This is a genomic window from Leeia aquatica, assembly GCF_012641365.1.
Classification (GTDB): Bacteria; Pseudomonadota; Gammaproteobacteria; order Burkholderiales; family Leeiaceae; genus Leeia; species Leeia aquatica.
Genome location: NZ_JABAIM010000004.1, coordinates 86,337 through 112,856 on the forward strand (window position 1 = coordinate 86,337; position 26,520 = coordinate 112,856).

Below are 26,520 nucleotides of genomic sequence, written 5' to 3' on the forward strand. Positions count from 1 at the left end.
CCTATGAACGAGAACCAACCATGGCTCTGATCTCCCGACTCTCCCTGACCGGCCTGTGCGCCGCCCTGATGTTGTCGCAACCGGCCTTTGCCGCCAAGGTGATTACAGTCGACCGCATCGTTGCCGTCATCAACAAGAATGTCATCACCGCCCGCGAGCTGGACGAGCGCCTGCGGCTGACCCAGGCCAACCTGAAGCGTCAGAATGTCACCCCACCCGCTGAGGACGTCTTGCGCGCCCAGTTGCTGGACCGGATGATCAATGACGAAGTGCAGCTGCAGTTTGCCAGCGATAACGGCATCCGGGTCGATGATGCTCAGCTGGACGCGGCCCTGAACCGTATCGCCGAGCAAAACCAGCTGACCCTGCCGCAGCTGAAGGAAGCACTGGCCAAGGATGGCATTCCGTTTGATCGTTTCCGTGACGACATCCGCCGTGAAATCCTGATGAACCGGGTCAAAGAGCGTGAAGTGGAAGACCGCATCTTCATCAGCGATGCCGAGGTCGACAGTTTCCTCAAGCAGCAAGCCGCTGAACAAGGCCATGGTAGCGAGTTCCTGCTGCAGAACATTGTGGTGACCGTCCCCGAGCAGGCCAGCCCGGAAGTGGTGCGCGAGCGCGAACAACGCGCCCAGGCCGCGCTGGCTGAACTGAAAGCGGGCAAGCCGTTTGCCGAAGTCGCCGCCGCTTACTCCAATGCCGGCAATGCCATGCAGGGTGGGCAGCTGGGCTGGCGCCCGGGCAATCGCCTGCCGGACATCTATGTGGAAGTGGCCAGCAAACTGGACAAGGGTCAGTTGTCCACGCTGGTGAAAACCGCCAACGGCTTTCACATCATCCAGTTGCTGGACAAACGCCAGAGCAATGATGCGCTGGTGGTGGAACAGGTACATGCCCGCCACATCCTGATCAAGACCAATGAAGCGGTGTCGGAAGGCGATGCCAAGGCCCGCCTCGTCGCCATCAAGGAGCGGCTGGACAACGGTGGCAAGTTTGAAGAACTGGCCCGCCTGCACTCAGAGGACAGCAGCGCCAGCAAGGGCGGTGACCTCGGCTGGCTGAACCCGGGCGATACCGTGCCGGAATTTGAAAAGGCCATGAACACGCTGAGCCTGAACCAGGTCAGTGGTCCGGTACGCAGTCAGTTCGGCTGGCACCTGATCCAGGTGCTGGAGCGCCGCAAGCAGGATGTCTCGGGCGACCGTGCCCGGCTGGAAGCTCGCCAGGCCCTGAAAGAACGCAAGGCGGATGAGCAGTATGAGGAATGGGTGCGCCAGCAACGCGACAGCGCCTTTGTCGAAGTCAAGCTGCAGGACGAGTAATCCCGGTGCAGCAGCGCCCCCTCCTGATCAGCAGCGGCGAGCCAGCAGGCATTGGTCCCGACCTCTGCCTGCAGCTACTGGACAGGACGCCGCCACGGCCCGTGGTGATTGCCGGTGACCGGCACCTGCTGACGCAGCGTGCCCGGCAGCTGGGGCTCACCGTGACGCTGCCGGATTACGATCCGGCCTTTGACGTGCCTTGGTCGCTGCTGCCAATCGCCACGGCCACCACGGTTGATGCCGGGCTGCTGGATGCTCGCAATGCCCGTTATGTCCTGCAGCTGCTGGATGCCGGCATAGACGGCTGCATGCAAGACCGCTTCGCCGCACTGGTCACCGCACCCGTGCACAAAGGCATCATCAATGATGCCGGAATCGCCTTTACCGGTCACACCGAGTATCTGGCCCAGCGCACGGCCACGCCCCGGGTGGTGATGATGCTGGCAGGTGGCGGCATGCGGGTGGCGCTGGCCACCACCCATCTGCCGCTCGCTGCGGTCAGCACGGCGCTGACAGCCGAGGTCTTGCAGGAAACCCTGACCATCCTGCACCACGCCTTGCAGCAACAGTTTGGCCTGCCGCAGCCCCGCATTCTGGTGGCGGGATTGAACCCGCATGCTGGCGAAGGGGGCCATATGGGCCGCGAGGAGATCGAGGTGATCGAGCCGGTGCTGCACACCTTGCGCGCCCAAGGCATGCAATTGCAAGGCCCGTTGCCTGCCGATACCCTGTTTCAGCTCAAGTATCTGGCAAACGCGGACGCCGTACTGGCGATGTACCACGACCAAGGCCTGCCAGTGCTGAAATACGCCAGCTTTGGTGAGGGCATCAACATTACCCTCGGTTTGCCAATGATCCGCACCTCGGTTGACCATGGCACCGCACTGGATCTGGCCGGGACCGGGCACGCCCGGGCAGAGAGCCTGTGGGCCGCCCTGCTGGAGGCCGACCAGCTGGCACGCCACAGGTATTCACCCGCTGATTGATGTATCGGTTTGCCCGATCGGGTGAAGTTTCGCATAATTGAAAACGCAATGACATGAGGTCGTCACACGACCCGCAGCTTCAGGGAAACCATGCACACCCCGCGCAAACGATTTGGCCAGCACTTTCTGGTCGACCACAGCATCATCGACGCCATTGTGCGTGACATTTACCCCCGCCCTGGCGAGCGGGTGGTGGAAATCGGGCCGGGTCTGGCAGCCTTGACGCAGCCTTTGCTGGCCCGTCTGCATCACCTGGATGTGGTGGAGATTGACCGTGACATCGTCGCCCGCCTGCAAAAACAGTATTCACCGGACCAGCTGACCATTCACGCCACCGACGCGCTGCGCTTTGACTTTTCCAGCATCGGTAGCGACCTGCGGGTGGTCGGCAACCTGCCCTACAACATTTCCTCGCCGCTGCTGTTCCATCTGGCTCAGTATCGTCACGCCATTCGTGACATGCATTTCATGCTGCAAAAGGAAGTGGTGGACCGTATGGTGGCCGAGCCCGGCAGCAGTGATTACGGGCGGCTGTCTGTCATGCTGCAGTACCAGTTTCATCTGGAGTGGCTGCTGGATGTGCCACCAGAATCGTTCGACCCGCCACCCAAGGTCGATTCTGCTGTGGTGCGCCTGATTCCCAAAACAGACACCGGGCTGGATGCCGCCAGCGAAGCGCGCCTCGGTCCACTGGTCACCGCCGCCTTCGCGCAACGCCGCAAGACCGTCCGCAACACCCTGTCGCAGTGGTTTGATGAAGCCACGCTACGCGACTTGGGCGTCGATCCGGGCGCCCGTGCCGAAACCCTGAGCGTGGCCACCTTCTGCCGGCTGGCCCAAGCCGCCACCTAGCGCCTGCCACCATGACCACGCCCCACGCGATCCAGACCGACCCCGACAGCGCCCTGAGCCTGTATCAGGTCTATCTGGAATTGCTGGATGCGGTCGCCAGCCTGCTGCTGGCGGATGCCTCCGCCGAGGGGCTGCAAGAAGTATTGGCCGAGATCGGCCAGCGCTGCAATGCTTCGGTCTGTGTGCTCTACCAGCACTGCAGCCCTAGCGAAGAGGCCGAGCTGGTCGCGGCCAAGGCGGCCTGGGTCACGGAATCCCTGCTGCCACGTTATAACGAGCTGCAGGTGTTACGGCATCTTCGCTATGACAGCTTCCCCGATCTGGCCGACCCGCTGCATGCCGGCATGGTGGCGCGTACACCGCTGAGCACGCTGCCACAGCTGGCTTCGGCCTATCAGATTCTGGGCGATAGCCAGCTGATGCTGATCCCGCTGCTGCCGCGTGGCGAGCTGTATGGTTTTGTCGCCCTGGTGCGGCCTACCCAGCTGCCGTGGCACAAGATCGAGATCAACATCCTGTGTGCCGTGGTCAATGATCTGGCGCTGGCGCTGGACCGTGACCATACGGCGCAGGATTTGGCCGTCAACCAGCAGCGTCTGCAAGCGCTGGTGGGCGCCACCGAAGACATTGTGGTGGAGTGTGATCTGCAGGGCCGAGTACTCAATCTGTGGTCCGATCACCCGCAATACCAGAAGCTGGATTACCGCCGTCTGATGCTGGAGGCCGTGCTCCCCGCCGGCATCGCCAATCCGCTACGCGACCTGCTGCCCCATCTGCTGCGCCACAAAGGCAGCCGGGTGCTACGCTGCATTGACAACGGCAGCTACCCGCCCAGCCACTACAATGTACGCCTGCAGGCGGTGCCGGATGCGGGGGGGCTGCAGCACAATCTGGTGGCCCTGATCCGCGATGTCACGCCGCTGGTACAGGAAGAGCAGCGCTGGCAAACCATGCTGCAAACGCTGGACCTGCTGGATGAAGCCGTGCTGGAACTCACCGCCTCCGGCATTCTGCGCCATGCCAGTACCGCTTGGGCGCGCCTGCGTGGCACCCCCGAGGAGTGGATCGGTGACGACTATGGTTACCCGTTAAGCCGTTGGGTACACCCGCAGGACCATGCCGAGCTGGCCCGTGCGCTGAATCAGCTCAGCCATGGTGAACGCAAGCAGACGGAGCTGCGCTTCCGCCTGCTGCATCCTAGCGAACCCTTGCTGTGGGTTGAAGCTCGCCTGCTGGCGCAGCGCCCACACCCAAGTGCACCCCTGGAGGTACATGGGGTGCTGCGCGACGTCACCACTGCGTACCAGAATGAACGACGCATCATGCAGATGGCCTTGTATGATGCCTTGACCGAATTACCCAACCGGTTGCTGCTGGATGACCGCTTGCACGAGGCCATCCATTACGCCAAGCGGCACAAATGCAAGGTGGCGCTGGGCTTCATCGACCTGGATCATTTCAAGCTGATCAACGATAGTCTGGGCCACAAGGCGGGCGATGAGGTGCTGGTATCCCTGGCGCAGCGGCTGAAAGCGGTGCTGCGAGAAGAAGATACGCTGGCACGCTGGGGTGGCGATGAATTTGTGGTGCTGCTGCCCGCACTGACCGACTTGTCCACCCTGGCCGCCATCAGTGAGCGCCTGCGTGAAGTCGCCCGGCAAGGTGTCACGGTGGACGGGTTGGAAACCAAACCCTCCATCAGTATCGGCATGGCGGTGTTTCCTGACGATGCTGACAGCGCACAAGGGCTGCTGTCGCTGGCGGACCACACCCTGTTCCACGCCAAGGCTTCCGGGCGCAACAACGTCCAGTTCTACCGCGACATTGCGGATCGTCAGGCGCTGGACCGCAATCATGTGGTGTTGCAAGGCTGGTTCGCTGATGCCGTACAAAAGCGGGATCTGCAGGTGTTCTATCAACCGGTGGTGGATGTAGCCAGTGGCCAGATCACCAGCTTTGAGGCGCTGGCACGCTGGTACGATGACCAGCTGGGCTGGGTCAGCCCCTCGGTGTTCATCCCGCTTGCCGAAAAAACCGGGCTGATTCGTGAGCTGGGTGAGGTGGTACTGGATACCGTGCTGCAACGTCTGGTGCAGTGGCGCCAGCGGGGCATCCTGCAACCGGTGGCGATCAATGTTGCCCGTGCCCAGCTGTTCACCGCCGGTTTCGTCGCCATGCTGCAGGACAAGGTGGCGCAACATCAGCTGCAGCCCGCTGACCTGATCATCGAAATCACCGAGAGCACGGCCCTGGCCGATGTCTCCCGCCAGACCCATTTCCTCAACCAGCTGGAATCCTCCGGCTTCATCATCGCGCTGGATGACTTCGGCACCGGCTATTCCTCGCTGTCACAACTGCACGAGATGCCGGTCAACGTACTGAAGATCGACCCCAGCTTTACCGCCAAACTGCATACCGAACGCGGACGACGCATCGTGCAGGCGGTGGTGCAGATGGGGCATGCGCTGGGCTTGCGCATCATTGCCGAGGGCGTGGAAGACGAAGCCACCTTGCGCCAGCTGGTGACACTGGGCGTCGCCCACATTCAGGGCCACTGGTTCAGCGAAGCTGTGCCCGCCGGGCTGGTGGATTCGCTGTTGAGCCAGCCCTTGCGGCTGGACCTGGTCTAGCCTACAGCAGCGAGCTGGCCATCTTGATGGCTCCCAGCAGCAGCAGCAGGGCAAATCCCCGCTTCAGGGCCGCTACCGGTGCCTTGAGTGCCCAATGCGCTCCCAGTGGCGCGCACAGCACGCTGGTCAGCACAATACCGGCCAGTGCAGGCAGATACACCAGCCCCAGGCTCGCGGCAGGCAGGCCTGGCTTGCCCCAGCCCGCCAGCACGTAACCCACGGCCCCCGCCAGTGCAATCGGCAGGCCAATCGCCGATGAGGTGCCAATGGCCCGCTTCAACGGTACCTGGCACCAGCTGAGGAAGGGCACCGACAGCGAACCGCCGCCAATCCCCACCCAGGACGACACCGCACCAATCACCCCGCCGGCCAGCCCCATGCCCGGCCAGCCCGGCAAGGCACCACGCGCGGGAGGACGTAAGCCAAAGCCCATCTGGATGGACACCAGCGTGGCGAACACCACAAAAAACACCTTGAGGAACACTGGCGACAACTGTGCCGCCAGCAGACTGCCACACAAGGTACCCAGCACAATGCCGGGACTGATGTGCCGTACCACACCCCAGTCCACATTTTGAGCGCGGTGGTGGGCGCGGCAGCTGGAGAGTGAGGTGAACACGATGCTGGCCAGCGAAGTGCCCAGTGCCAGATGCGGCACCCAGTCCGCAGGCAAGCCCTGCTGGTGAAACACGAACACCAGCGCCGGTACAATCACCAATCCGCCCCCCACACCCAGCAGCCCCGCCAGCACGCCTGCAACCGCACCAATCGCCAGATACCAACCCCAGGCCGTCATCATCATGCAGCGCCCTCCAGCAACGTCAAGACTGCTTGCCAATGTTGCGGGTCGACCGGAGTGATGGAAAGACGATTCCCCCGCTGCAGCACCCGCATGTCTGCCAGTTCCGGTCGCTCGCGCATCTCCTGCAAGGACAGCAAGCGGGTCTTGCGCACCAGCTTGACATCCACATTCAGCCAGCGTGGGTGTTGCAGGTCAGATTGCGGATCGTGATAGGGACTCGCTGGGTCGAACTGGGTAGCATCCGGGTAAGCCGCGCTGGCCACCTCGGCCAGACCCGCGATGCCGGGTTCGGCACAGCTGGAGTGATAAAACAACACCCCGTCGCCCAGCTGCATCTGGTCCCGCATGAAGTTGCGCGCCTGATAATTGCGCACGCCAAACCACGCTACCGTCTGTTGGGGCAAGGCAGCCAGATGGTCAATGCTGACTTCGTCTGGTTCCGACTTCATCAACCAGAATCGCATGGCAGGCCCCTGCAAGGACGAGGGCTTGATGATGGCGCAAGGTGACGGGCAGGGCAAGGCTTAGCGAGCGGGGAAACGCTGCCAGCCCTGCTCGGTGAGCAACGCGTCCAGCCGAATGTCCCATGAATCGACAGGCAAGGCCTCCACCTGCTGGCACGCATAGGCCAGCCCAACCAGCCAGGGACCGGCGGCACGCCGTCCACGCAGGGAGGCGAGGGTGGCATCGTAGAAGCCGCCGCCCATGCCCAACCGGTAACCCTGTCGGTCAACCCCCACCAGTGGCAGCAGCAGCAGGTCCAGCTTTTCGGCACGCCGCCGGTCCGGGTGACGGCACTCCGGTATCTGGTAACGATTGTGGTACCAGCGCGAGCGGGCATCACAGCGGGTGAACCAGAGCCTGCGCCCGTGCAGCGGCAACGCTGGCAGATAGCAGGCCACGCCGCGCTGCACCAAGGCCTGCAGCAGGGGGCGTGGGTCGATTTCATCCGGCATGGGCCAGAACAAGCCAACACGGCGCGCCTTGCCAGCACGGGCCTGCTGGGCAAAACGGGTGGGGAGCGCGCGGGCAATCCGCTGGCGTTGCGACGGGGACAAGGCCCGCCGCCGGGCTTTCAAACGTTTGCGCCAGGCCGACTTCTCAATCATGCCTTCATCCACAACGTTGCAAGTGGGCGAGATGCCCAAGGAGGTACCCCCGCAGGTGCCGTCCGATGCTAGTCTTGAACCTAAGGTTCAAGGGGCCACCTGGGCAAAGTTTCAGGCAATTTCGCATTGGAATTGCACACCACTTCGCGAGTCTGGCAGCCGGGGTGTTTATATTGGTTCAAAGATATCGCACCAAAACGAACACCGCAGGGATAAACCGGAAAATTCCGTGATGACAGCCGGATTGAAGGGCTCAGAACAGCGAGGTTTGCTGCTCTGACAACACCTCATCCATCACTGACTGCATGCGCGCCATTCTACGCTTAAAGTCGCCGATGTCAAAATCAGGCGAGACCTTGAGATGCAGGAATTCATGGGTAATATTGAGGGCCGCCATGATGGCAATGCGGTCGATACCGATGATCTTGCCGCCATCGCGGATCTCGCGCATGCGGGCATCCAGATAATGAACCGCTTCGAGCAGGCCCGCTTCTTCATCCGCCGGGCAGGCCACGCGAAACTCGCGGCCCATGATGTTCACGTCCAGCCCCTTCAGCTCGCTGCTCATGCGTCCTCCGGCAACTGTTCGATCAACTGCTCCAGCCTTTGGCTGGCCGTACTGATTTTCTGCAGCAACTGGCTGTTGTCCTGCTGTACGGAAGCCAGCTCCGTCCGCAGCTGCCGGTTTTCTTCCCGCAGTTGCTGACTCAGGCGCGCCAATGCGATGATGCGCTCTTCCAGTTGGTTCAGTTCGGCTTCCATCGGACCACTATAATCGGCAAAATCCTGCGTCGTCAAGGCTTAAGCTGCGATAGTGCAAGTATTACCGCAACACGGATTGATGCGCCTCATGACCCGATCGCTGCACCCACCGCCCCCCTTGCTGCGGCTGGCCCTGCTGGCTGGCCTCTTGCTGCTGGCCATGGTGCTGGCGCTGCTGCTGGGCAGCCTGCCACTGAGTCTGGCAGAGCTATGGGCGGTACTGCGCGGCCAGGGTAGCCCGCTGGCGCACAGCATTGTGTTTGAACTGCGGCTGCCACGCATGCTGCAGGCCATGCTGGTGGGCGGGCTGCTCAGCCTGGCTGGCTGGCAGATGCAGCTGCTGCTGCGTAACCCTCTGGCCGATCCGTATATTCTGGGCATCTCCAGTGGCGCAGCCTTGGCCGGTCTGCTGGGCCTGCTGCTGGGGGTCAGTGGGCTGTGGCTCAATCTGTGGTCGGGATTAGGCGCTGGTGTCAGTCTGCTGCTGCTGCTGTTGTTGGCCGGTCGCAGCAGCAGCGAGCGGCTGTTGCTCACCGGCGTGATGCTGTCCAGCCTGTGTGTCTCCGGGGTCAGCCTGATTTTGTCATTGGCACCCGGTGAACGCTTGCGCGGCATGCTGTTCTGGCTGATGGGCGACCTCAGCCAGCCCGTCCCATACTGGCCGCTGCTGCTGATCTTGCTGGTCAGCACCTTGCTCAGCGTCATTCTGCACCTGCCACTGGCGATCCTGTCACAGGGTGAAACCCTGGCTTATAGCCTGGGCGTGGCCATCCGCCCCTTGCGATTGCTGCTGTTACTGCTGGCCAGCCTGCTGACGGCCAGTGCGGTGATGACGGCAGGCAGCATCGGCTTTATCGGCATGGCGGTTCCGCATCTGGCCCGGCTGCTGTGTGGCACAGCCCTGCCCGCGCAACTGGCAGGTTCCCTGCTACTGGGCCCCACCTTGTTACTGTTGGCAGATACCGCATCCCGTACCTTGTTTGCCCCGCTGCAGATTCCGGTCGGGGTCTGTACCGCGCTGTTTGGCGCACCCGTCTTCTTGTGGCTACTGTACCGTCATGGCACCACTGCGCGTTGAACATCTGAGGTTACAGGCAGGCGGTCAGTGCTTACTGGCCGACTTGTCGCTGACCTTTCCGGCGGGAAGCTGCTGGGCCATCCTGGGCCGCAACGGTGCCGGCAAGACCAGTCTGCTGCGGGCATTGAGTGGTTTGCACGTCGCCACGCACGGTCAGGTGTGGCTGGCGGAACGGCCGATTGCGCAATGGCCTGCCCGCGAGCGGGCACAGCGACTGGGGCTGCTACCGCAACACCCGGACATGGCACGGGACGTGCGCGTGCTGGAATACCTGGCCCTGGGTGACTTCCTGCGCAGCCCGATGCCCGCCGCGCGGGCTGAGCTGCTGCTACAACAGTTTGAACTGACGAAGCTGATCGAGCGGCAGCTGCACCAGCTTTCCGGTGGCGAGCGGCAGCGGCTGGCGCTGGCCACGCTGGCAGCACAGGCGCCAGCAGTGATGCTGCTGGACGAGCCCCTGAACCATCTGGACCTGCCCCACCAGCTCCGTACGCTACACTGGTTGCAGCAGCGCGCCGGGTTGGGTGATCTGGTCTTGCTGACCTTGCACGATGTGAACTGGGCGCGTCGTTATTGCAGCCATGCGCTGCTGCTGGATGGCGCAGGCGGCTGGGCCGCGGGTACGGTCAGCGAGATGCTGACCCCGGAACATCTGTCACAGTTGCTGGGTCATCCGCTGCACGTAGCACAAGGTGACGAGGGCTGGCTGATTCCAGCCGCGACTTGAGACATCCTCAGATAAAACGGGCCTGCCACTGCCCCGCCTGCGCGTGTAACTGGAAGACCGGCTCGGGCCGGTTGGCATTCAGTAAATGACCATACTGGGCCACCGCCACCTTGGGGTTGGCGGCATAGGCGCGCTGGAAAGCCGCGGTTTCGTCCGCCGCACGCATAAATGCCTGCCCGCTGGCGACATCGGCAAACTGCTGTTGCAAGGCGCTATCGGCATCCAGTGCTTGCTGCACGGCATCCCCTTCCTGCGCGCCCGATAGCTGCAGTCGCCCATCGGCCCCCAGCTGCAGACGGGCGCCATCACTCGCCGCCACTCCTTGCTGCTGGAAGACATTGCCGATCGCTTGCTGCAAGGCGGCAAGTTTTGCCGCCGCCTGCTCGCGCACGCCATCCACCGGCACCGGTGCTGAGACGGGACTGGTGCTTGGTCGTGGCGCCAGCGGCGTGCCAGTGGCCGTGGGTCGCTGCAAGGCGCCCAGCAAAGCCTGCTGCCAGCCCTGCGCATCACTGCTGCTGGCGCGCGGCTGATCAGTCTGCGGTAGACCCTGACCGGGAAGAAGGGGGCGAATACTCATGCGCGTACATTAGTCCTGAGCGGTGGTCGGCCTTGTGCCAAGCCAATACAGCCACAGTACAGCAAATTCCGCGCCAGCCGCCAGATACTATTCCGGCTTGCGCTTGGCGCGGGGATGGGCGGCGTCATACACCGCCGCCAGTCGCTGAAAATCGAGATGGGTATACACCTGCGTACTGCTGATGCTGGCATGCCCCAGCAGCTCCTGCACCGCACGCAGATCACCCGAAGATTGCAGCACATGGCTGGCGCAGGAGTGTCGCAGCAAATGGGGGTATACCCCTTGTGGCACCCCTTGCTGTATCCCATGCTGGCGCAGCCGCTGCTGGATGCTGCGTACCCCCAGCCGCTGGCCCCGCGCGCTGGTGAACAAGGCGACCTCACCCGCTTGTGCATGACGCACCTGCAGCCACTGCTGCAAGGCCAGGGTAGCGGGTTTGCCGACCGGCACCACCCGCGATTTCCGCCCTTTGGCGAAGCGGACGTGCAATTCCTGTTCGTCCGCGCGCCAGTCCTGCAGATCCAGCGCCACCAGCTCGGAGACGCGCAGGCCACTGGAATACAGCAGCTCGTAGACGGCCTGATCCCGTTGCAGCAACGGGTCGTCTGTGGCTTCTGCCAGCGGTTGCAGCAGCTGGCTGGCCCGGTCCGGCGTCAACACTTCCGGCAAGGCGCGTTGTCGGCGCGGTGGGCGCACGCCGAGGCAGGGATTGCTCGACCAGCCCTGATGCAAGACCTGATACTGGTAGAAGCGCCGCCAGGCGGACAACATGCGTGCCAGACTGCGGGCGGACAGCCCTTGCCGAGCCCGATCGGCCAGCAGGCGACGAATCTGCAGCGGGGAAGCTTCTTGCAGGGGCCAGCCCGCGTCTTGCAACACCCGCAGGTCACGCTGGTACGCGGTCAGGGTGTGCGGGCTGGCTTGCCGGGCCTGGGCCATCCAGCCCAGAAAGGGCTGCAGCTCGGCCAGGTCCGGCGAGGTGCTCATGCCTCGGGCAGCGGTTCGGCCTCGTTGCGCTGGATGGCAGACGCCAGCAGCTCACCGAGGCGGCTGAGGTAGAGGGTACCCATGTCCGGGTAGAAGCGCTGCGCATCTTCGCTGCCCATCACCAGCAGGCCCAAGGTTTCACCATGCCGCAACGGGACTTGTGCGTAGGACTTGAGGGTGGCCGCCGCCTCACCAAACCAGCCTGCCACTTCCGGGCTGACGTGGGGGCCACAGTAGGGGTGTTGCAGGTCAAGGGCAAACGCTTTCAGCTCATCACTCACCGGCTCGCTGCCGGGTTGGTCATGGCCCCATCCGGGCACCCACAGGCGTACCGTCGCCTGCGGCACATTGAAGTTCTCGGTGATGTGAAACAGGAAGGTATGCAGCGTGGCTTCCACCGTCGGCGTGCGCAGCAAAGCCACCCCAATGCGGTGCACCTTGTCGCTGATGCCATCGTTTTCCTCACCAAACTGCAACAGTTCGCCCAGCTTGCCTTCCAGCAGGCGGTTTTTCTCGCGTAGCGTCAGCATCTGCCGCTCCGCCAGCGAGATGGCGTGCCCCCCATGCGGGTGCGGCACAAAAATCTCGGCCAGCAAGTCCGCATAGTGCTCAAAGAATTCCGGGTGATCTTTCAGGTACTGTGCCACATCATCCGCTTGCATCGGCGGTTCTCCTTGTTGCCCTGTACAGGGCGTGTCTCGCTCAGTCCAGCGACAGCTGGCCTTCGAATACGGTTACAGTGGGGCCGGTCATCCATACGGGTTGGCCGGGGCCCTCCCAGCGGATGCGCAGCTCGCCGCCACGGGTTTGCACCGTGACCGCGGCGTCCAGCCAGCCCTGGCGAATGCCCGCCACCACCGCAGCGCAAGCGCCGGTGCCACAGGCCAGGGTTTCACCTGCGGCACGCTCGTACACCCGCAAGCGGATATGCTGCCGATCCACCACCTGCAGAAACCCGGCGTTGACCTTTTGCGGGAAGCGCGGGTGCTGCTCGATCTGTGGGCCTTGCACGCTGACTGGCGCGGTATCGACATCGTCGACCCGTTGTACCGCATGCGGATTACCCATCGACACGATACTGACCTGCACCGTCTGGCCGTCTGCCAGGGCAAGCGGGTAGGTCAGGCTTTCCGCATCCGCCACAAAAGGCAGATTGGCTGGCGCAAAGACAGGGACACCCATGTCCACCGTGACCATGCCATCGGCTTCCAGCTGCGGCCGAATCAGGCCGCGCGCCGTCTCCACCCGCAGCGCGCGCTTCTCGGTCAGGCCGTGATCGTACACATAGCGGGCAAAGCAGCGTGCGCCGTTGCCGCACTGCTCCACCTCGCTGCCATCGCAATTGAAGATGCGATATTTGAAATCATTGTCCGGGTGGTCCGCGGGCTCCACCAGCAACAGCTGGTCAAAGCCGACGCCCAGCCGCCAGTCGCCCCACAAGCGCAGTTGCTCAGGGTTCAGCTGTATCGGCTGGCGCACCCCATCGAGCACCATGAAGTTGTTGCCCAGGCCGTGCATCTTGGTAAATGGTAAGGTCTTCATTGACCACTCACTTCATAGTCCACCAGTTGCCGGGTCAGGCGCACCTTGCCGACAAACTCGCCCGCCAGATGGTGGGCAGGGTGCTGCTGATAGGCGTCCAGCGAGGCCTGGTCGTCGAACTCGGAGTAGAGCACCACATCCGCGCTGGCCTCGGTACGCGAGGTGTCGATCCCCACTTCCAGCAGCCGCATGCCGGGTATTTGCCCGTTGAGGGCTTCGAGCACTTGCTTGACCTTGCGGGCATTGCTCGCCTTGTCGGCGCCTTCAGCCTCGTCCTTCAGAGTCCACATTACAATATGACGAATCATGCCTGATCCCGAAACAGCCTGACGTAATCCTTGTAAATGCAGCGATCCATCACCACCCAGATCCCCGCTGCCCGTGCCCGCTCTGCGGCCGCTTCGTTAATGATGCCTTCCTGTATCCACAACGCAGGCGCGCCGGTTTCGATGCAGGCATCCACAATCGGCTCCAGCAGGCTGGCATTGCGAAACACATTGACGATATCGACCCGTCCCGGCACCGCTTGCAGCGTCGGGTAGGCCGTTTCGCCCAGCACCTCGCTCACCGCAGGGCGTACCGGCACGATGCTGTAACCGAAGGCGCGCATGATCTTGGCCACGCCAAAGCTGGGACGCGCCGGGTTGGGCGACATGCCGACCACGGCAATGCGGCGGCTCTGCTTCAGGCGCTGACGGATATCGTCATCGGAAGGGTTGTTGAACATGCAGCAGTCCTGCTCGGGTCATGCGCAAAGTATCGCCGAAGCCGGGCGGCAATGCCAGCCCCGGCGCGGCTTCAGTCGTCCTGGTAAGGGTTGCGCTCCCCTGCTGGGCGGGTCTTGTATCGTTTGTGCAGCCAGAAATACTGGGCGGGATACTGCCGGATCATGTCCTCCAGCCAGGCATTCATGCGCCGCACATCCGCCTTAACGTCCTCGGTCGGGTAGTCGCTCCAGCCCGGGTGAAAGCGAATGGTATAACCGTGCGGCTCCATGGTGGTTACCATCGGCACCACCCTGGCGCGGGTGATTTTGGCCAGCCGCGGCAAGGCGGTTACCGTGGCCGCCAGCTGGCCGAAGAACGGTACGAACACAGCATCACGTGCACCATAGTCGAGATCAGGCGAATAGTGCAGCTGGAACCCATCCTTATAGGCCTGCAGGATGGCGCGCACCCCGGCCTGGCGTGACAGCATGCGGCAGTTGCCAAACCGCTCGCGGCGCTCTTGCATGAACCAGTCCAGCACCGGGTTTTTCTGCTGCACATACACTGCAGAGCAGGCCCGCTCCAGCACGATACGCTGCCCACCGGCGGCCAGACCGTTAAAGTGGGGGGCCAGCCACAGCTGCGGCCCCTCTGGCAGGGCGTCCAGCCCTTCAATACGGATCAGCTTGCGCAAGCGCGCCGGTGAGCCATACCAGAGATAGGCGTGATCCAGCAGCCCCAGCATGAACAGCTGGTAGTGCTGTCGTAACAGGCGGTTGCGCGCCCGCTCGTCCAGCTCGGGAAAAGCCTGACGCAGGTTGTAGCGCCCCACACGGCGGCGGGCGGGGGACAGCAGATACAACAGATTACCCAGCCCCCAGGCCAGCCCCTTGAACAGCCAGCGCGGCAGAAAGTGCAGCAGGTAGAACACGCCCAGTACGACGCGCATCAGGGCCTCCGTGCAGGCTTGTAGCGATTGGGGGTGCCGGGGGGGGAGGTACCAAAGCGACGGTGCACCCAGAAGTACTGCTCTGGCATCTCACGCACCCGTGCTTCCACAAACTGGTTCATGTAGACCGCGTCCGCCACCTCGTCGCCCGAAGGGAAGGCGTCCCAACCCGGATAGAAACGGGCTTCATAGCCTTTCCACCAGCCCAGTTGCCGCACCACCAGCGGCACCACCACCGCATCGGCGGCCTTGGCGATACGCGATACCGCCGTGATGGTGGCCGCCGGATGACCGAAGAAGGGAACGAACACCGAATCACGCGCCCCAAAATCCATATCCGGCAGGTAATACAGTGGCTTGCCTGCGCGCAGTGCTTTCAGGATCGGGCGCAGGCCCTGCTGGCGGCTGATCAGGCCCGGCGCACCAAAACGCGAGCGGGCTTTGAGCAGCAATTCATTGAAGGCAACATCTTTGTTGGCACTGTACATGGCCACCAGCGGTACCACCTCCGCCACCGCCGAACCGGCAAAGTTCATGCCGACAAAATGCGGGGTCAACAGGATGACCGGCTTGCCCTGCTGCGCACGCAGGTGCTCCATGCCGACAATCGTCACCGCATTCAGCAGGCGACGTTTGGGCTGAAACACCTGCACCCCCAGCTCCAGCAGGCTGCGTGCCAGCACCATATAGTGCTGCCGCGCTACCTTGCGCCGGGTGGCCTTGTCCCACTCCGGAAAGCACATCTGCAGGTTGATGTCGACCGCGCCACCGCGCCGGAACAGATGCACCAGCGCCCCCAGCGTGTAGGCAAGGGCCCACAGCAAGGGGAAGGGCAGCCAGGCCAGGCCGCGCAGCAGCAGGATCAGCGCGCGGCTGAGTCGCTGTCGCCGGTAGCGGGGATGGACTGGCCGGTCGGGTTCTTGTATCGGTTGTAACTCCACAAATACTGTTCCGGGCATTGGCGGACGAGGGCTTCGACCGCCTGGTTCAACACATGGGCATCTTGCTGCCGCTCACCGGTAAACGGCTGCGGCAGCGGGGACAAATGCAGGCGGTAGCCCCGCCCCCACGGCAGACGCTCACCATACAGCATCACCACCGTGGCACCGGTACTGCTGGCCAGCCGTGGCAGCAGGGTCATGGTGTAGGCGGGCTGTCCAAAAAACGGCGCCCACTCCCCGTCACCTTGCCCCGGCACCTGGTCGGGTAGCACAAAAATGGCCCGTCCGGTCTTGAGTGCCTTGAGCAGGGTACGCACCCCGGCCGTATCGGTGGCTGCCATATCGGTATTGGAACGCGCCCGACCCGCATTCATCAGGGGTTCCAGCCAGCGCAACTTGGGCGGGCGATACAGCGCGGCGAGCGGCATGCGGGTGGAGAGGTAACGCCCAGCAATGTCGTAACACCCCAGGTGCGGCGTAACGAAAATGATGCCACGGCCCGCCTGCTGCGCGGCTTCAACATGCTGCCAGCCCACCACCTCGCGCACCCAGCTGGCCACCACCTGCGGTGAGCGCACCCAGGCCGCCAGCAATTCGGTGACCGCTTTGCCGGATTCTCGCGCATTACGCCAGCACAACCGGCTATAATCACGGGGTGTTGTAGCCAGTTGTGTCGTCAGCAAGTTTGCCCGCTGCCGCTTGCGGTAGCGCGGGGCCAGCAGATAGGCCAGCAGGCCGAGCCCGCTGCCCGCCAGATGCAGCACCGGCAAAGGCAGATGCCCAACCAGTTGCAACAGGCGTAGCGCAATGGACAGTCTTGGTGTGGGTGCGGACATTCCGCCCGGCTCCCTGAGGCTCAAAATGGCGCATTTTACACGTGCCCGTCGTCGATACCCAGCCCATCTGAACAAGGCAGGTAGGCGGACGATCCGGCATACCCCATGAGGAACGATAATGAGTGAATATCTGTTTACCTCGGAATCCGTGTCGGAAGGTCATCCGGACAAAGTCGCTGACCAGATTTCCGATGCCATTCTGGACGCCATTCTGGCGGAAGACAAACATGCCCGGGTGGCCGCAGAAACGCTGGTGAATACCGGCTTGTGCGTGCTGGCGGGTGAGATTACCACCCACGCCAACGTGGATTACATCGAGATCGCCCGCAGCACCATCCGCCGCATCGGCTACGATCACTCCGATCTGGGCTTTGATGCCAAGGGTTGCGCGGTGCTGGTGGCCTACGACAAGCAGAGTCCGGACATTGCGCAAGGCGTGAACGAAGGCCAGGGGCTGGATCTGGACCAGGGCGCCGGTGACCAGGGCCTGATGTTTGGCTACGCGTGCGACGAAACGCCGAGCCTGATGCCCTTCCCGATCTACTACGCCCACCGTCTGGTACAGCGCCAGGCCGAACTGCGCAAGGATGGCCGACTGCCCTGGCTGCGCCCGGATGCCAAGAGCCAGGTGACCGTACGCTATAACGAACAGACCGGCCTGCCGGTCGCGATCGACACCATTGTGCTGTCGACCCAGCATCACCCGGACATCAGCTACGAGACGCTACGGGAAGCGGTGATCGAGGACATCATCAAGCCGGTGATGCCAGGCAATATGCTGACCGAAGACACCCGCTACCTGATCAACCCGACCGGACGCTTTGTGATTGGCGGCCCGATGGGGGATTGCGGCCTGACCGGTCGCAAGATCATCGTCGACACCTATGGTGGTGCCGCTCCGCACGGCGGGGGGGCCTTCTCCGGCAAGGACCCGTCCAAGGTAGACCGTTCCGCCGCCTATGCCGGCCGCTACGTCGCCAAGAACATTGTCGCCGCCGGGCTGGCCCGCGAGTGCCAGATCCAGGTGAGCTACGCCATTGGTGTGTCACAACCGACCAGCGTGATGGTGTTCACCAATGGTACCGGCAAGCTGCCGGACGACAAGATTGCCGAACTGGTGCGCCGCCACTTTGACCTGCGGCCCAAGGGCATCGTGCAGATGCTGGACCTGCTGCGCCCGATCTACGGCAAGACCGCCGCTTACGGCCACTTTGGCCGCGAAGAGCCGGAGTTCAGCTGGGAGCGGACTGACAAGGCCGAAGCGCTGCGTGCAGATGCAGGCCTGTAAGCTATAATGTTCACCGGGGCGCCTGCGGGCGCCCACCTGCCCACCGAGGGGCGCTGCGACGGATCCTTCCGCCAGGCTCGGCTGGGTGCAGCCTGATTCAACGGCGCCCGTTCCTGCAAAGACAAGGAGTTTACGCATGAACGCGCCGCGTTTTACCGATTTTCACGTTGCCGACCTGAGCCTGGCCGATTGGGGCCGCAAGGAAATCCGCATCGCCGAGACCGAAATGCCGGGCCTGATGGCGATCCGCGAAGAGTATGCCCACAGTCAGCCGCTGCGCGGTGCCCGCGTGGCCGGCTCGCTGCACATGACCATCCAGACCGCCGTGCTGATTGAAACCCTGCAAGCGCTGGGTGCGGAAGTGCGCTGGGCCTCCTGCAACATCTACTCCACGCAAGATCATGCTGCAGCCGCGATTGCGGCCAACGGTGCCAATGGCGTCGGCACCCCGGTGTTCGCCTACAAGGGCGAATCGCTGACGGATTATTGGGATTACACCCATCGCATCTTTGAGTGGCCGAACGACAACCACGCCAACATGATCCTGGATGATGGCGGCGATGCGACCCTGTTGCTGCATCTGGGAAGCAGGGCCGAGCAGGATTTGTCGGTGCTGAATCACCCGTCCAGCGAAGAAGAAACCGTGCTGTTTGCCGCCATTCGCGCCAAGCTGGCGACCTCACCGGGCTGGTACTCTGCCCGCCTGGCGCAGATCAAGGGGGTGACCGAAGAAACCACCACCGGCGTCAAGCGGCTGTACCAGATGCACAAGGAGGGCCGCCTGGCGTTCCCGGCCATCAACGTCAACGACTCGGTCACCAAGTCCAAGTTTGACAATCTGTATGGCTGCCGTGAATCGCTGGTCGACGGCATCAAGCGTGCCACCGACGTGATGATTGCGGGCAAGGTGGCGCTGGTGGCCGGCTATGGCGATGTGGGCAAGGGCTCGGCCCAGGCCCTGCGTGCGCTGTCGGCCCAGGTGTGGGTGACCGAGATCGACCCAATCTGCGCCTTGCAGGCGGCGATGGAAGGCTACCGCGTGGTGACCATGGAATACGCCGCCGACAAGGCGGACATCTTCGTCACCACCACCGGCAACTTCAATGTGATCACCCACGACCACATGAAGGCGATGAAGGATCAGGCGATTGTCTGCAACATCGGCCACTTCGACAATGAAATCGATGTGGCCTCGCTCAAGCAGTACGTCTGGGAAAACATCAAGCCGCAAGTCGACCATGTGATCTTCCCGGACGGCAAGCGCATCATCCTGCTGGCGGAAGGCCGCCTGGTCAATCTGGGGTGCGGTACTGGCCACCCGAGCTATGTGATGAGCTCCTCGTTTGCCAACCAGACCATTGCCCAGATCGAGCTGTTCACCCGTACGGCTGACTATCCGGTCGGGGTGTATGTGCTGCCCAAGCATCTGGACGAGAAAGTGGCCCGCCTGCAGCTGAAGAAGCTGGGGGTACAGCTGACCGAGCTGACCGATGCGCAAGCGCAGTATATTGGCGTGAGCAAGGCCGGCCCGTACAAGCCGGATCACTACCGCTACTGATCAGCATGCGGACACCAGAGGGTGTCCGCTTTTTTTGTGGAAAGGCATGGCGTGCGTTTACTGAGCGGCTGGTTGATCAACTCTCTGAGCCTGATTGTGATATCCCTGCTGCTGCCCTTCATTCACCTGTCGCATCCTTTGGCGGCCTTCAAGGTCACCTTGATGCTGGGCCTGCTGTACCACGTGGCCAAGCCCGTTGTGATGGTGTTGATTGCGCCCGCCATTGTCCTGTCCCTGGGCCTGCTGATCCCGGTGCTGGATGTGATCATTTTCCAGGCTGCCGGGCAAAGCAATTTCGGCATGGAGATCGGCACCTTCTGGCAAGCGCTGGCCGGCTATGCGGCTTACCGGCTGCTGGCGCGCGCGACCTCGGTCACCGTTCTCGGCATCCGTCCCTGAATCGAGAATCCCATGAGTCCTTCCCGTACATTCAGTTTTGAATTCTTCCCGCCCAAAACCGCAGAAGGCATGGACAAGCTGCGGGTCACCCGCCGCCAACTGGCGCAGTACCAGCCGCACTTCTTTTCGGTGACCTATGGTGCGGGTGGCTCTACCCAGGAAGGCACCTTGCGCACCGTGCGCGAGATCAAGGCCGATGGCTACAATGTGGCGCCGCACCTGTCCTGCATCGGCAGTACCCGCGACGGTATTCGCGGGCTACTGCAGGGTTTTCAGCAAGAAGGCATACGCCATATCGTCGCGCTGCGCGGTGATTTGCCGTCCGGCATGGCGGTGGCCGGTGAGTTTCGCTACGCCAACGAGCTGGTCAGCTTCATCCGTGAATGCTGCGGTGACCACTTCCACATTGAAGTGGCGGCCTACCCGGAATACCACCCGCAAGCCCGCAGCGCACAGGACGATCTGAACAACTTTGTGCGCAAGGTACAGGCCGGGGCCAACTCGGCCATTACCCAGTATTTCTACAATGCCGATGCCTATTTTGCCTTTGTGGATGCGGTGCAGGCACAAGGGGTCAGTATTCCCATCGTGCCGGGCATCATGCCGATCAGCAACTTCAGTCAGCTGGCTCGCTTTTCCGATGTCTGCGGTGCCGAAATTCCACGCTGGCTGCGCCTGAAACTGCAAGGCTACGGTGATGATGTGGCTTCCATTCGCTCCTTTGGGCTGGATGTCGTCACCGAACTGAGTGATCGGCTGCTGGCGGGCGGCGCACCCGGCCTGCACTTCTACACCCTGAATCAGGCAGGGCTCGTCTCCACCGTCTGGCAGCGGCTGGGCCTGTAAACCCTGTTGCTACTCAAGCGCTGACCACCCGGTTACGCCCCAGCGCTTTGGCCTCGTACAGCGCCCGGTCTGCGGCAGTATAGAGGGTATCGACATCCGGGTGCCGCTCCGGGTCCAGCGTCACCAGCCCCGCGCTCACCGTCAGGCTATCGGCGACCGGTGAGTTGGGGTGGTGGACCTGACGCGCCTGCAAGGTGGCACGTAGGCGCTCCGCCAAAGCCACCCCCTGCGGGGTGGCGGTGGCGGGCAGCAGCACGGCAAACTCTTCGCCGCCCACCCGCGCCACCAGATCGGTGCCGCGCTCGAAGGTCTGTTTCAGGCAGTCGGCAAACACCTTGAGCGCATCGTCGCCCGCCGCATGGCCAAGGCTATCGTTGTAAGCCTTGAAGTAATCCAGATCGAACAACAGCAGGGTCAAGGGCAGGTTATCGCGGAGTGCCCGCCGAAACTCCTGCGCCCGCACTTCGTTGAAGTGCCTCCGGTTGGCGAGGCCCGTCAGTTCATCGCTACGTGACAACATCTCCAGCTTGCGGTTGTATTGTTCCAGGCTGCGCCGGGCGGCTTCCAGCTGCAGTTCACGGCGCTGGTAGAGCAAGATACTGAGGAACAAGGTATTGGTGATGCCCAGCAGGGTCAGCTCTTCTTGAGACCAGCGACGGGGCTGACGCAAGGCATCATAGGTAATGTAGCCCATCAAACCCTCGCTGCTCAGCAGCGGCATGCAGATCAGGCTACGTACCCCGTGTGCCATCAAGGTATCCCGCTCGGCCCGAGCTTCAGGCGGCAACTGCAGCGGGTCATCCACCTGCAGGACTCGGCCTTGCTGCAACTGCGCCATCCACCATGGAAAATTACGGGTATTGACCTCGTCCAGCAATTCAATGGTGGGCAAGAAGCCTTCTTCCACCCACTCATGGGTGTAGCGCATGTGGCTCAGCTCCGGGTCATGCTGGAACAGCGAGACCCGTTCTACACAGAGAAAGCGGCCTACTTCAGCCAGCGCCTGCTGCAACCCGGCCTCAACCGCCGACATCGGCATCACGGCAAAGCGTTGAAACAGGTTGCCAATCAAGCGCTGGAAACGGCTCAGGTAATCCAGCTCATGCGTACGCGCCACCACCTGGCTGCGCAAACGATCCCGCTCTTCGGCCAGCACACTCTGGCCCATCTTTTCCTGCTGCACATGCTGATAGGCGGTCTGCTTCAGGGCCACCAGCTCTCGCGCCAGCACATCCAGCTCATCCTCACTGCTGCCACCATGCCGCTGCCAACTGAACGGCTCCGGCTTATCCTGCAGCCCGCCTTTTTCCACATACCGTGACAACTGCAACAGGGGTTGGCACACCCAGCTGCGAAAGCGCCAGTTCAGCACGATCAGCAGCACCAACCAGGTTGCAACAATCCACACCACCCCTTCCCGCAGCTCCCGCCACGGATTCTGCGGCATCGCTGCAAGATCGGTGTAAATGTCGATCCGGCCGATTTGCTCGCCCTGCTCATTGAGCAACGCTTCCTGATGAGCCGCCTTGTCGGGGACGACAAACCCGGCACGCTGTATGACCCCGCGCTGCTGTTCCCGGTCCAGCCACGACACCGCCACCACCCCATCCACCAGCAGGATACGGTCAATCTGGTCGTGCAGGGCTGCCACATCATTCAGCCTCCAGGCCTTCTGCATCATCGGCACCAGCTGTTTGGCTTTATGCAGCTGACGTTCCAGTGCCTCCTTGCTTTCCACATACCAGAAGGAGCCATAGGCCAGCATGACCAGCAGGAGCGGCAACACGCTGATCATGGTCACAGACAAGATGAAACGACGGGCAAACTGACCGTGCCGCAAGCCACACTCCTGCAAGGGTTAAGCCCCCGTCCATTCACACGCTGCTCGGGCTATGTGGTGAATTTGTTTTTTCGGGGATGCTTGCACTATAGTCAAGACTGTCCGTTATTGCCGAGCCTTGCCATGCCTTTGCAGGACTACCAGGCCTTTGCTGCCACATTGGGGTTGCCGGAGGACATGCTGCCGGACATGGCCGGCATCCTGCTGGAGCAGCTCCCCGAGCAGTGGCGACTGCTGCAACACAGTGTGTCGTCGCATGATCATGTCGGCACCTTCCAGCATGCGCATAGCTACAAGGGTAGCGTGGGCAGCTTGACGGATGGCCCGCTGTGGCAACTGGCGAGGACGCTGGAAAGCACCGGTCGGCAGCAGGGAGAATGGCCTGAGATTGAGGCGCTGCTGGCGCAGATGGTGCTGCTGCACCAGCAGTTTATGGCGGAGATGCGGCAACTGGCAGACGGCACGCTGCGCTGAGCGCGCCGTCTATCCTGCTCAGCCGTTCAGGCGCTGCCGTGCGCGGCCAATCGCCAAACGCACCTGCTGCGGCGCGGTACCGCCAATGTGGTTACGGCTGGCGAGCGCTCCTTCCGGGGTCAGCACCTGATACACCGTATCGTCGATCAGCGCCGAGAAGCTTTGCAGCACCGGCAGCGACAAATCGGCCAGATCACAACCCTGCTTTTCGGCGTGCCGCACCGCCAGTGCCACCGCTTCGTGTGCATCGCGGAACGGCAGGCCACGCTTGACCAGATAGTCGGCCAGGTCGGTTGCCGTGGCAAAGCCTTGCAACACCGCCGCTCGCATCGCTTCCGGCTTGACCACCACCCCGCGCATCATGTCGGCATAGATGGTCAGGGTCATCGACAGGGTGTCTGCGGTATCAAACAGCGGCTCCTTGTCTTCCTGATTGTCCTTGTTGTACGCCAGCGGCTGACCTTTCATCAGGGTCAGCAGGCCCATCAGGTGACCATTAACCCGCCCGGTCTTGCCACGCACCAGCTCCGGCACATCCGGGTTTTTCTTTTGCGGCATGATGGAGCTACCGGTACAGAAGCGATCAGCCAGGTCAATAAAACCAAAGCGCGGGCTCATCCACAGGATCAACTCTTCGGACAGGCGTGACAGGTGGGTCATGATCAGGGCGGCAGCGGCCGTGTACTCAATGGCAAAATCGCGGTCCGACACCGAGTCCAGCGAATTCTCGGTGACGCCATCAAAGCCCAGTTGCTCGGCCACAAAATGGCGGTCGATCGGGTAGCTGGTACCGGCCAGTGCAGCCGCCCCCAGTGGCAACCGGTTCACCCGACGGCGGCAATCCTGCATCCGCTCCAGGTCCCGCTGCAACATTTCCACATAGGCCAGCAAGTGGTGGCCAAAGGTCACCGGCTGGGCCACCTGCAGATGGGTAAAGCCCGGCATCACCGTGTCCGCATGGGCTTCTGCCAGGTCCAGCAACGCGGTTTGCAGTGCACGAATTTCCTGCAGGTGCTGGTCGATGCTGTGACGCAGCCACAGGCGGATGTCGGTCGCGACCTGATCATTGCGTGAACGCCCGGTGTGCAGGCGCTTGCCTGCGTCGCCGATCTTCTCGGTCAGGCGACGCTCGATGTTCATGTGCACGTCTTCCAGATCCAGCGACCAGACAAACTGGCCTTCCTCGATCTCCGCCAGAATGTCACTCATGCCCTGCTGAATGGCCTGAAGGTCGGCAGGCGTCAGGATACCGGCACGTTGCAGCATGGCGGCGTGCGCCAGTGAGCCCTGAATGTCGAAACGCGCCATGCGTTGATCAAAGGTCACGGAAGCGGTGTAGCGTTTGACCAGCTCGGTCACCGGCTCGTTGAAGCGGCCAGACCACAATTTGTCGGTCGCAGATTGCATGTCATTGTCCTTCAATACACAATGCGCGAAAACACGCGGGGAGGCAAAACGCCTGATATGCTGAAACAACCATGGCAAGTATAAAGCAAAACCTGCACCCAGCCAGCTTGCCCGGCTTTGACCAGCTGGGGGTCTTGCTGCGCATCCTGACCCTGTGCAACGGCTTTGCCCTGGTGTATGCCCTGATGCAAAGTGAGCGCTGGCGTGAACTGGGTGGACGCATGAGCAGTGTCGCCGCCCAGCTGGAACCGCCTTTGCTATGCACCCTGTTACTGCTGTCACTGTTGCACCGCTGGTTGCGGCGGCTACCCTATATGCACGGCGCGCTGCTGGTGGTGGTGATCAGCGTCGGCAGCAGTGGCTTGTTCAGCTTGCTGAACCATGCTTCCGGCTTCACCTTGCAACGCAACGTGCTGGTCAGCTTGCTGGGTAGCAGTGCCATGCTGGGCTACTTCCTGCTGCGCCAGCAGGCCCTGTCTCCCGCCGTCAGCGAAGCCCGGCTGCAAGCGCTACAAGCGCGTATCCGCCCGCACTTCCTGTTCAACAGCCTGAATGCCGTGCTGAGCCTGATCCGCCCTGAGCCCAAGCGCGCCGAGCGGGTGCTGGAAAATCTGGCTGAGTTGTTCCGTGTGTTGATGGCGGACAATCGGCAGCTGGTGCCCCTCAGCCGGGAAATTGAACTGGCGCAGCAGTATCTGGAAATCGAGCAGGTGCGGCTGGGGGAGCGCCTGCGGCTGGACTGGCATATCGACCGCATGCCTGCAGACGCACTGATTCCCCCACTGGTATTGCAGCCCCTGCTGGAAAACGCGGTCTACCATGGCATCGAACAAAGCATCCGCCCCGGCACCATCACCATCAATGCCTACAGCCGTCGCCACGAAGTCTTTGTGGTAATACGCAACCCGTATAACGGGCAAGGCACCCACCATGCAGGCAACAAGATGGCGCTGTCCAACATCAAGGAGCGTCTGCTGCTGCACTTCGATGTTGATGCCGAACTTAGCACAAATGTCGGTAACGACTATTATCAAGTGATGATACGCATGCCATATCAACGGGGGCCGCAATGACGCATCCCTTGCGAATTTTTCTAGTGGACGATGAGGCACCGGCGCGCACCCGGTTGCGCACCCTGCTGGAAGACTGCGCAGCCAGTCTGAGTCTGACCTGCCTGGGCGAGGCCGAGAATGGCTTTGCGGCACTGGAGGCCTTGCAACACCATCACGCCGATGTGGTGTTGCTCGATATCCGCATGCCGGAAATGGACGGGCTGGAGCTGGCGCAGCACCTGCAGCAGCTCAGCCACCCTCCGATGATCATCTTCACCACCGCCTACGACGAATACGCCGTACAAGCATTTGAACTGGCCGCGATTGATTATCTGCTGAAACCGGTCCGGCAAGAGCGCCTGCTGGCGGCGCTACAGCGTGCACAGGAACGGCAGGGGCGGCCACAGAACCTGCCCGCGGCGCCAGAGCGGCGCTTCCTCTCGGTCACCGAACGCGGCAAGGTGCGCCTGATCCCGCTGGACCAGATCCGCTATATGAAAGCGGAGCTGAAATACATCACCATCGTCACCAGTGACAAGGAATACCTGCTGGAGGGTGCGCTGACCCAGCTGGAGCAGGAGTTTACCAGCCGCTTTGTCCGTATCCACCGCAATTGTCTGGTGGCCACCAAGGAGCTGGCAGGCTTTGAGAAGGGCACCGATGAAGAAGGCGAAACCCACTGGCTTGCCGTGTTACAGCCCGGCGACCGCCTGCCGGTCAGTCGTCGGCAGTGGCATGTCCTGCGCGATCGCTTTCGCCACCTGTGAAGGCATTGTGTTGGCATATTTGCCGATTTTTGAATCGCACTTCGCAATGCAACATGCATGAGGCTTTACCGGCGCTGGT

General features: G+C 62.4%; 29 protein-coding genes, 1 other RNA gene and 1 riboswitch. Of the genes, 13 read left to right on the forward strand and 17 right to left on the reverse strand.

The genetic code is table 11. The features are described 5' to 3' along the window. Positions 1–20: 20 nt before the first annotated feature. The 4 genes from HF682_RS15255 (at position 21) to HF682_RS15270 (ending at position 5,790) form a co-directional block, all read left to right on the forward strand. Positions 21–1,322, forward strand: coding sequence for a peptidylprolyl isomerase (locus tag HF682_RS15255; protein ID WP_168878198.1), 1,302 nt, complete (start codon positions 21–23; stop codon positions 1,320–1,322). Positions 1,323–1,327: 5 nt separating this feature from the next. Next, complete coding sequence (gene pdxA, locus HF682_RS15260) at positions 1,328–2,308, forward strand: 4-hydroxythreonine-4-phosphate dehydrogenase PdxA (protein WP_308418750.1); 981 nt, start codon at positions 1,328–1,330, stop codon at positions 2,306–2,308. Positions 2,309–2,398: 90 nt separating this feature from the next. Beyond that, entirely contained in the window at positions 2,399–3,160 is a 762-nt protein-coding gene (gene rsmA, locus HF682_RS15265; RefSeq protein ID WP_168878200.1) for a 16S rRNA (adenine(1518)-N(6)/adenine(1519)-N(6))-dimethyltransferase RsmA, read from the forward strand. An 11-nt stretch (positions 3,161–3,171) separates the two neighbouring features. After that, a complete protein-coding gene (locus HF682_RS15270; RefSeq protein ID WP_168878201.1) occupies positions 3,172–5,790 on the forward strand; it encodes a sensor domain-containing phosphodiesterase in 2,619 nt (872 codons plus the stop codon). Between the two features lies 1 nt (position 5,791). Here the strand turns inward: HF682_RS15270 and HF682_RS15275 are convergent, their stop codons facing one another. The 6 genes from HF682_RS15275 to HF682_RS15300 form a co-directional block, all read right to left on the reverse strand. Continuing rightward, a complete protein-coding gene (locus HF682_RS15275) occupies positions 5,792–6,592 on the reverse strand; it encodes a sulfite exporter TauE/SafE family protein (protein ID WP_168878202.1) in 801 nt (266 codons plus the stop codon). Continuing rightward, on the reverse strand, positions 6,589–7,056 hold the full coding sequence (locus tag HF682_RS15280; protein WP_168878203.1) for an EVE domain-containing protein: 468 nt from the start codon (positions 7,054–7,056) through the stop codon (positions 6,589–6,591). Before HF682_RS15280 ends, HF682_RS15275 begins: the two co-directional genes overlap by 4 nt. 60 nt (positions 7,057–7,116) lie before the next feature. Beyond that, complete coding sequence (locus HF682_RS15285; protein ID WP_205882118.1) at positions 7,117–7,701, reverse strand: 5-formyltetrahydrofolate cyclo-ligase; 585 nt, start codon at positions 7,699–7,701, stop codon at positions 7,117–7,119. Between the two features lie 42 nt (positions 7,702–7,743). Continuing rightward, positions 7,744–7,917: non-coding RNA, 6S RNA (gene ssrS / locus HF682_RS15290), on the reverse strand. A gap of 37 nt (positions 7,918–7,954) precedes the next feature. Continuing rightward, positions 7,955–8,269, reverse strand: coding sequence for a cell division protein ZapA (locus tag HF682_RS15295; protein WP_168878204.1), 315 nt, complete (start codon positions 8,267–8,269; stop codon positions 7,955–7,957). Beyond that, positions 8,266–8,499, reverse strand: coding sequence for a hypothetical protein (locus HF682_RS15300; RefSeq protein ID WP_205882119.1), 234 nt, complete (start codon positions 8,497–8,499; stop codon positions 8,266–8,268). The genes HF682_RS15295 and HF682_RS15300 overlap by 4 nt, the downstream gene beginning before the upstream one ends. Before the next feature lie 52 nt (positions 8,500–8,551). Here HF682_RS15300 and HF682_RS15305 point away from each other — a divergent pair, with 52 nt between their 5' ends. Further along, entirely contained in the window at positions 8,552–9,541 is a 990-nt protein-coding gene (locus tag HF682_RS15305; protein ID WP_168878205.1) for a FecCD family ABC transporter permease, read from the forward strand. Further along, positions 9,522–10,268, forward strand: coding sequence for an ABC transporter ATP-binding protein (locus HF682_RS15310; protein WP_168878206.1), 747 nt, complete (start codon positions 9,522–9,524; stop codon positions 10,266–10,268). Before HF682_RS15305 ends, HF682_RS15310 begins: the two co-directional genes overlap by 20 nt. A gap of 7 nt (positions 10,269–10,275) precedes the next feature. On the opposite strand, the gene HF682_RS15315 is transcribed toward HF682_RS15310, so the two are convergent. The 9 genes from HF682_RS15315 to HF682_RS15355 all read right to left on the reverse strand — a co-directional run bounded on the left by HF682_RS15315 (position 10,276) and on the right by HF682_RS15355 (position 16,810). Beyond that, positions 10,276–10,848: a hypothetical protein gene (locus HF682_RS15315; RefSeq protein WP_168878207.1), complete on the reverse strand. Its 573-nt coding sequence runs from the start codon at positions 10,846–10,848 to the stop codon at positions 10,276–10,278. Positions 10,849–10,935: 87 nt separating this feature from the next. Further along, entirely contained in the window at positions 10,936–11,835 is a 900-nt protein-coding gene (locus HF682_RS15320) for a tyrosine recombinase XerC (protein WP_168878208.1), read from the reverse strand. Beyond that, positions 11,832–12,497: a DUF484 family protein gene (locus HF682_RS15325; RefSeq protein ID WP_168878209.1), complete on the reverse strand. Its 666-nt coding sequence runs from the start codon at positions 12,495–12,497 to the stop codon at positions 11,832–11,834. The genes HF682_RS15320 and HF682_RS15325 overlap by 4 nt, the downstream gene beginning before the upstream one ends. A gap of 40 nt (positions 12,498–12,537) precedes the next feature. Continuing rightward, the gene (dapF, locus tag HF682_RS15330; RefSeq protein WP_168878210.1) at positions 12,538–13,377 is read right to left on the reverse strand and encodes a diaminopimelate epimerase; all 840 of its coding nucleotides are present in this window, start codon (positions 13,375–13,377) and stop codon (positions 12,538–12,540) included. Then, entirely contained in the window at positions 13,374–13,685 is a 312-nt protein-coding gene (locus HF682_RS15335) for a Dabb family protein (protein WP_168878211.1), read from the reverse strand. Before HF682_RS15335 ends, dapF begins: the two co-directional genes overlap by 4 nt. Further along, entirely contained in the window at positions 13,682–14,104 is a 423-nt protein-coding gene (locus tag HF682_RS15340; RefSeq protein WP_168878212.1) for a CoA-binding protein, read from the reverse strand. The genes HF682_RS15335 and HF682_RS15340 overlap by 4 nt, the downstream gene beginning before the upstream one ends. A 71-nt stretch (positions 14,105–14,175) precedes the next feature. Next, positions 14,176–15,033: an LpxL/LpxP family acyltransferase gene (locus HF682_RS15345; RefSeq protein ID WP_168878213.1), complete on the reverse strand. Its 858-nt coding sequence runs from the start codon at positions 15,031–15,033 to the stop codon at positions 14,176–14,178. Beyond that, a complete protein-coding gene (locus HF682_RS15350; protein ID WP_205882120.1) occupies positions 15,033–15,974 on the reverse strand; it encodes a lysophospholipid acyltransferase family protein in 942 nt (313 codons plus the stop codon). Before HF682_RS15350 ends, HF682_RS15345 begins: the two co-directional genes overlap by 1 nt. Beyond that, complete coding sequence (locus HF682_RS15355) at positions 15,896–16,810, reverse strand: lysophospholipid acyltransferase family protein (protein WP_168878215.1); 915 nt, start codon at positions 16,808–16,810, stop codon at positions 15,896–15,898. The genes HF682_RS15350 and HF682_RS15355 overlap by 79 nt, the downstream gene beginning before the upstream one ends. A gap of 118 nt (positions 16,811–16,928) precedes the next feature. Between HF682_RS15355 and metK the strand changes: the two genes are divergently transcribed. The 4 genes from metK (at position 16,929) to metF (ending at position 20,901) form a co-directional block, all read left to right on the forward strand. Further along, positions 16,929–18,098, forward strand: coding sequence for a methionine adenosyltransferase (metK, locus tag HF682_RS15360; protein WP_168878216.1), 1,170 nt, complete (start codon positions 16,929–16,931; stop codon positions 18,096–18,098). Positions 18,099–18,137: 39 nt separating this feature from the next. Continuing rightward, positions 18,138–18,214: riboswitch (S-adenosyl-L-homocysteine riboswitch) on the forward strand. 20 nt (positions 18,215–18,234) lie between these two features. Continuing rightward, positions 18,235–19,656, forward strand: a complete 1,422-nt coding sequence (gene ahcY, locus HF682_RS15365) for an adenosylhomocysteinase (RefSeq protein ID WP_168878217.1) — start codon at positions 18,235–18,237, stop codon at positions 19,654–19,656. Positions 19,657–19,707: 51 nt separating this feature from the next. Further along, positions 19,708–20,055, forward strand: a complete 348-nt coding sequence (locus tag HF682_RS15370; protein WP_168878218.1) for a phage holin family protein — start codon at positions 19,708–19,710, stop codon at positions 20,053–20,055. Between the two features lie 12 nt (positions 20,056–20,067). Beyond that, a complete protein-coding gene (metF, locus tag HF682_RS15375) occupies positions 20,068–20,901 on the forward strand; it encodes a methylenetetrahydrofolate reductase [NAD(P)H] (protein WP_168878219.1) in 834 nt (277 codons plus the stop codon). Between the two features lie 13 nt (positions 20,902–20,914). On the opposite strand, the gene HF682_RS15380 is transcribed toward metF, so the two are convergent. After that, positions 20,915–22,741 (reverse strand): sensor domain-containing diguanylate cyclase, encoded by a 1,827-nt coding sequence (locus tag HF682_RS15380; protein ID WP_168878220.1) that lies wholly within the window; start codon positions 22,739–22,741, stop codon positions 20,915–20,917. Positions 22,742–22,864: 123 nt separating this feature from the next. Between HF682_RS15380 and HF682_RS15385 the strand changes: the two genes are divergently transcribed. Continuing rightward, the gene (locus HF682_RS15385) at positions 22,865–23,215 is read left to right on the forward strand and encodes an Hpt domain-containing protein (RefSeq protein WP_168878221.1); all 351 of its coding nucleotides are present in this window, start codon (positions 22,865–22,867) and stop codon (positions 23,213–23,215) included. A gap of 18 nt (positions 23,216–23,233) precedes the next feature. On the opposite strand, the gene argH is transcribed toward HF682_RS15385, so the two are convergent. Continuing rightward, positions 23,234–24,622 (reverse strand): argininosuccinate lyase, encoded by a 1,389-nt coding sequence (gene argH / locus HF682_RS15390; protein ID WP_168878222.1) that lies wholly within the window; start codon positions 24,620–24,622, stop codon positions 23,234–23,236. 71 nt (positions 24,623–24,693) lie between these two features. On the opposite strand from argH, the gene HF682_RS15395 reads away from it, so the two are divergent. Together HF682_RS15395 and HF682_RS15400 are read left to right on the forward strand one after the other, a co-directional pair. Then, positions 24,694–25,695, forward strand: a complete 1,002-nt coding sequence (locus HF682_RS15395) for a sensor histidine kinase (protein WP_205882121.1) — start codon at positions 24,694–24,696, stop codon at positions 25,693–25,695. Positions 25,696–25,703: 8 nt separating this feature from the next. Next, on the forward strand, positions 25,704–26,441 hold the full coding sequence (locus tag HF682_RS15400) for a LytR/AlgR family response regulator transcription factor (RefSeq protein WP_240947310.1): 738 nt from the start codon (positions 25,704–25,706) through the stop codon (positions 26,439–26,441). Positions 26,442–26,520: the final 79 nt, after the last annotated feature.

Excerpts from the sequence above, each read along its gene's own strand:
- HF682_RS15255 (WP_168878198.1), top strand. The coding sequence starts at position 21 with ATGGCTCTGATCTCCCGACTCTCCCTGACCGGCCTGTGCGCCGCCCTG.
- rsmA (WP_168878200.1), top strand. The coding sequence starts at position 2,399 with ATGCACACCCCGCGCAAACGATTTGGCCAGCACTTTCTGGTCGACCAC.
- HF682_RS15270 (WP_168878201.1), top strand. The coding sequence starts at position 3,172 with ATGACCACGCCCCACGCGATCCAGACCGACCCCGACAGCGCCCTGAGC.
- HF682_RS15275 (WP_168878202.1), bottom strand. The coding sequence starts at position 6,592 with ATGATGATGACGGCCTGGGGTTGGTATCTGGCGATTGGTGCGGTTGCA.
- HF682_RS15280 (WP_168878203.1), bottom strand. The coding sequence starts at position 7,056 with ATGCGATTCTGGTTGATGAAGTCGGAACCAGACGAAGTCAGCATTGAC.
- HF682_RS15285 (WP_205882118.1), bottom strand. The coding sequence starts at position 7,701 with ATGATTGAGAAGTCGGCCTGGCGCAAACGTTTGAAAGCCCGGCGGCGG.
- HF682_RS15295 (WP_168878204.1), bottom strand. The coding sequence starts at position 8,269 with ATGAGCAGCGAGCTGAAGGGGCTGGACGTGAACATCATGGGCCGCGAG.
- HF682_RS15305 (WP_168878205.1), top strand. The coding sequence starts at position 8,552 with ATGACCCGATCGCTGCACCCACCGCCCCCCTTGCTGCGGCTGGCCCTG.
- HF682_RS15310 (WP_168878206.1), top strand. The coding sequence starts at position 9,522 with ATGGCACCACTGCGCGTTGAACATCTGAGGTTACAGGCAGGCGGTCAG.
- HF682_RS15315 (WP_168878207.1), bottom strand. The coding sequence starts at position 10,848 with ATGAGTATTCGCCCCCTTCTTCCCGGTCAGGGTCTACCGCAGACTGAT.
- HF682_RS15320 (WP_168878208.1), bottom strand. The coding sequence starts at position 11,835 with ATGAGCACCTCGCCGGACCTGGCCGAGCTGCAGCCCTTTCTGGGCTGG.
- HF682_RS15325 (WP_168878209.1), bottom strand. The coding sequence starts at position 12,497 with ATGCAAGCGGATGATGTGGCACAGTACCTGAAAGATCACCCGGAATTC.
- dapF (WP_168878210.1), bottom strand. The coding sequence starts at position 13,377 with ATGAAGACCTTACCATTTACCAAGATGCACGGCCTGGGCAACAACTTC.
- HF682_RS15335 (WP_168878211.1), bottom strand. The coding sequence starts at position 13,685 with ATGATTCGTCATATTGTAATGTGGACTCTGAAGGACGAGGCTGAAGGC.
- HF682_RS15340 (WP_168878212.1), bottom strand. The coding sequence starts at position 14,104 with ATGTTCAACAACCCTTCCGATGACGATATCCGTCAGCGCCTGAAGCAG.
- HF682_RS15345 (WP_168878213.1), bottom strand. The coding sequence starts at position 15,033 with ATGCGCGTCGTACTGGGCGTGTTCTACCTGCTGCACTTTCTGCCGCGC.
- HF682_RS15355 (WP_168878215.1), bottom strand. The coding sequence starts at position 16,810 with ATGTCCGCACCCACACCAAGACTGTCCATTGCGCTACGCCTGTTGCAA.
- metK (WP_168878216.1), top strand. The coding sequence starts at position 16,929 with ATGAGTGAATATCTGTTTACCTCGGAATCCGTGTCGGAAGGTCATCCG.
- ahcY (WP_168878217.1), top strand. The coding sequence starts at position 18,235 with ATGAACGCGCCGCGTTTTACCGATTTTCACGTTGCCGACCTGAGCCTG.
- metF (WP_168878219.1), top strand. The coding sequence starts at position 20,068 with ATGAGTCCTTCCCGTACATTCAGTTTTGAATTCTTCCCGCCCAAAACC.
- HF682_RS15385 (WP_168878221.1), top strand. The coding sequence starts at position 22,865 with ATGCCTTTGCAGGACTACCAGGCCTTTGCTGCCACATTGGGGTTGCCG.
- argH (WP_168878222.1), bottom strand. The coding sequence starts at position 24,622 with ATGCAATCTGCGACCGACAAATTGTGGTCTGGCCGCTTCAACGAGCCG.
- HF682_RS15395 (WP_205882121.1), top strand. The coding sequence starts at position 24,694 with ATGGCAAGTATAAAGCAAAACCTGCACCCAGCCAGCTTGCCCGGCTTT.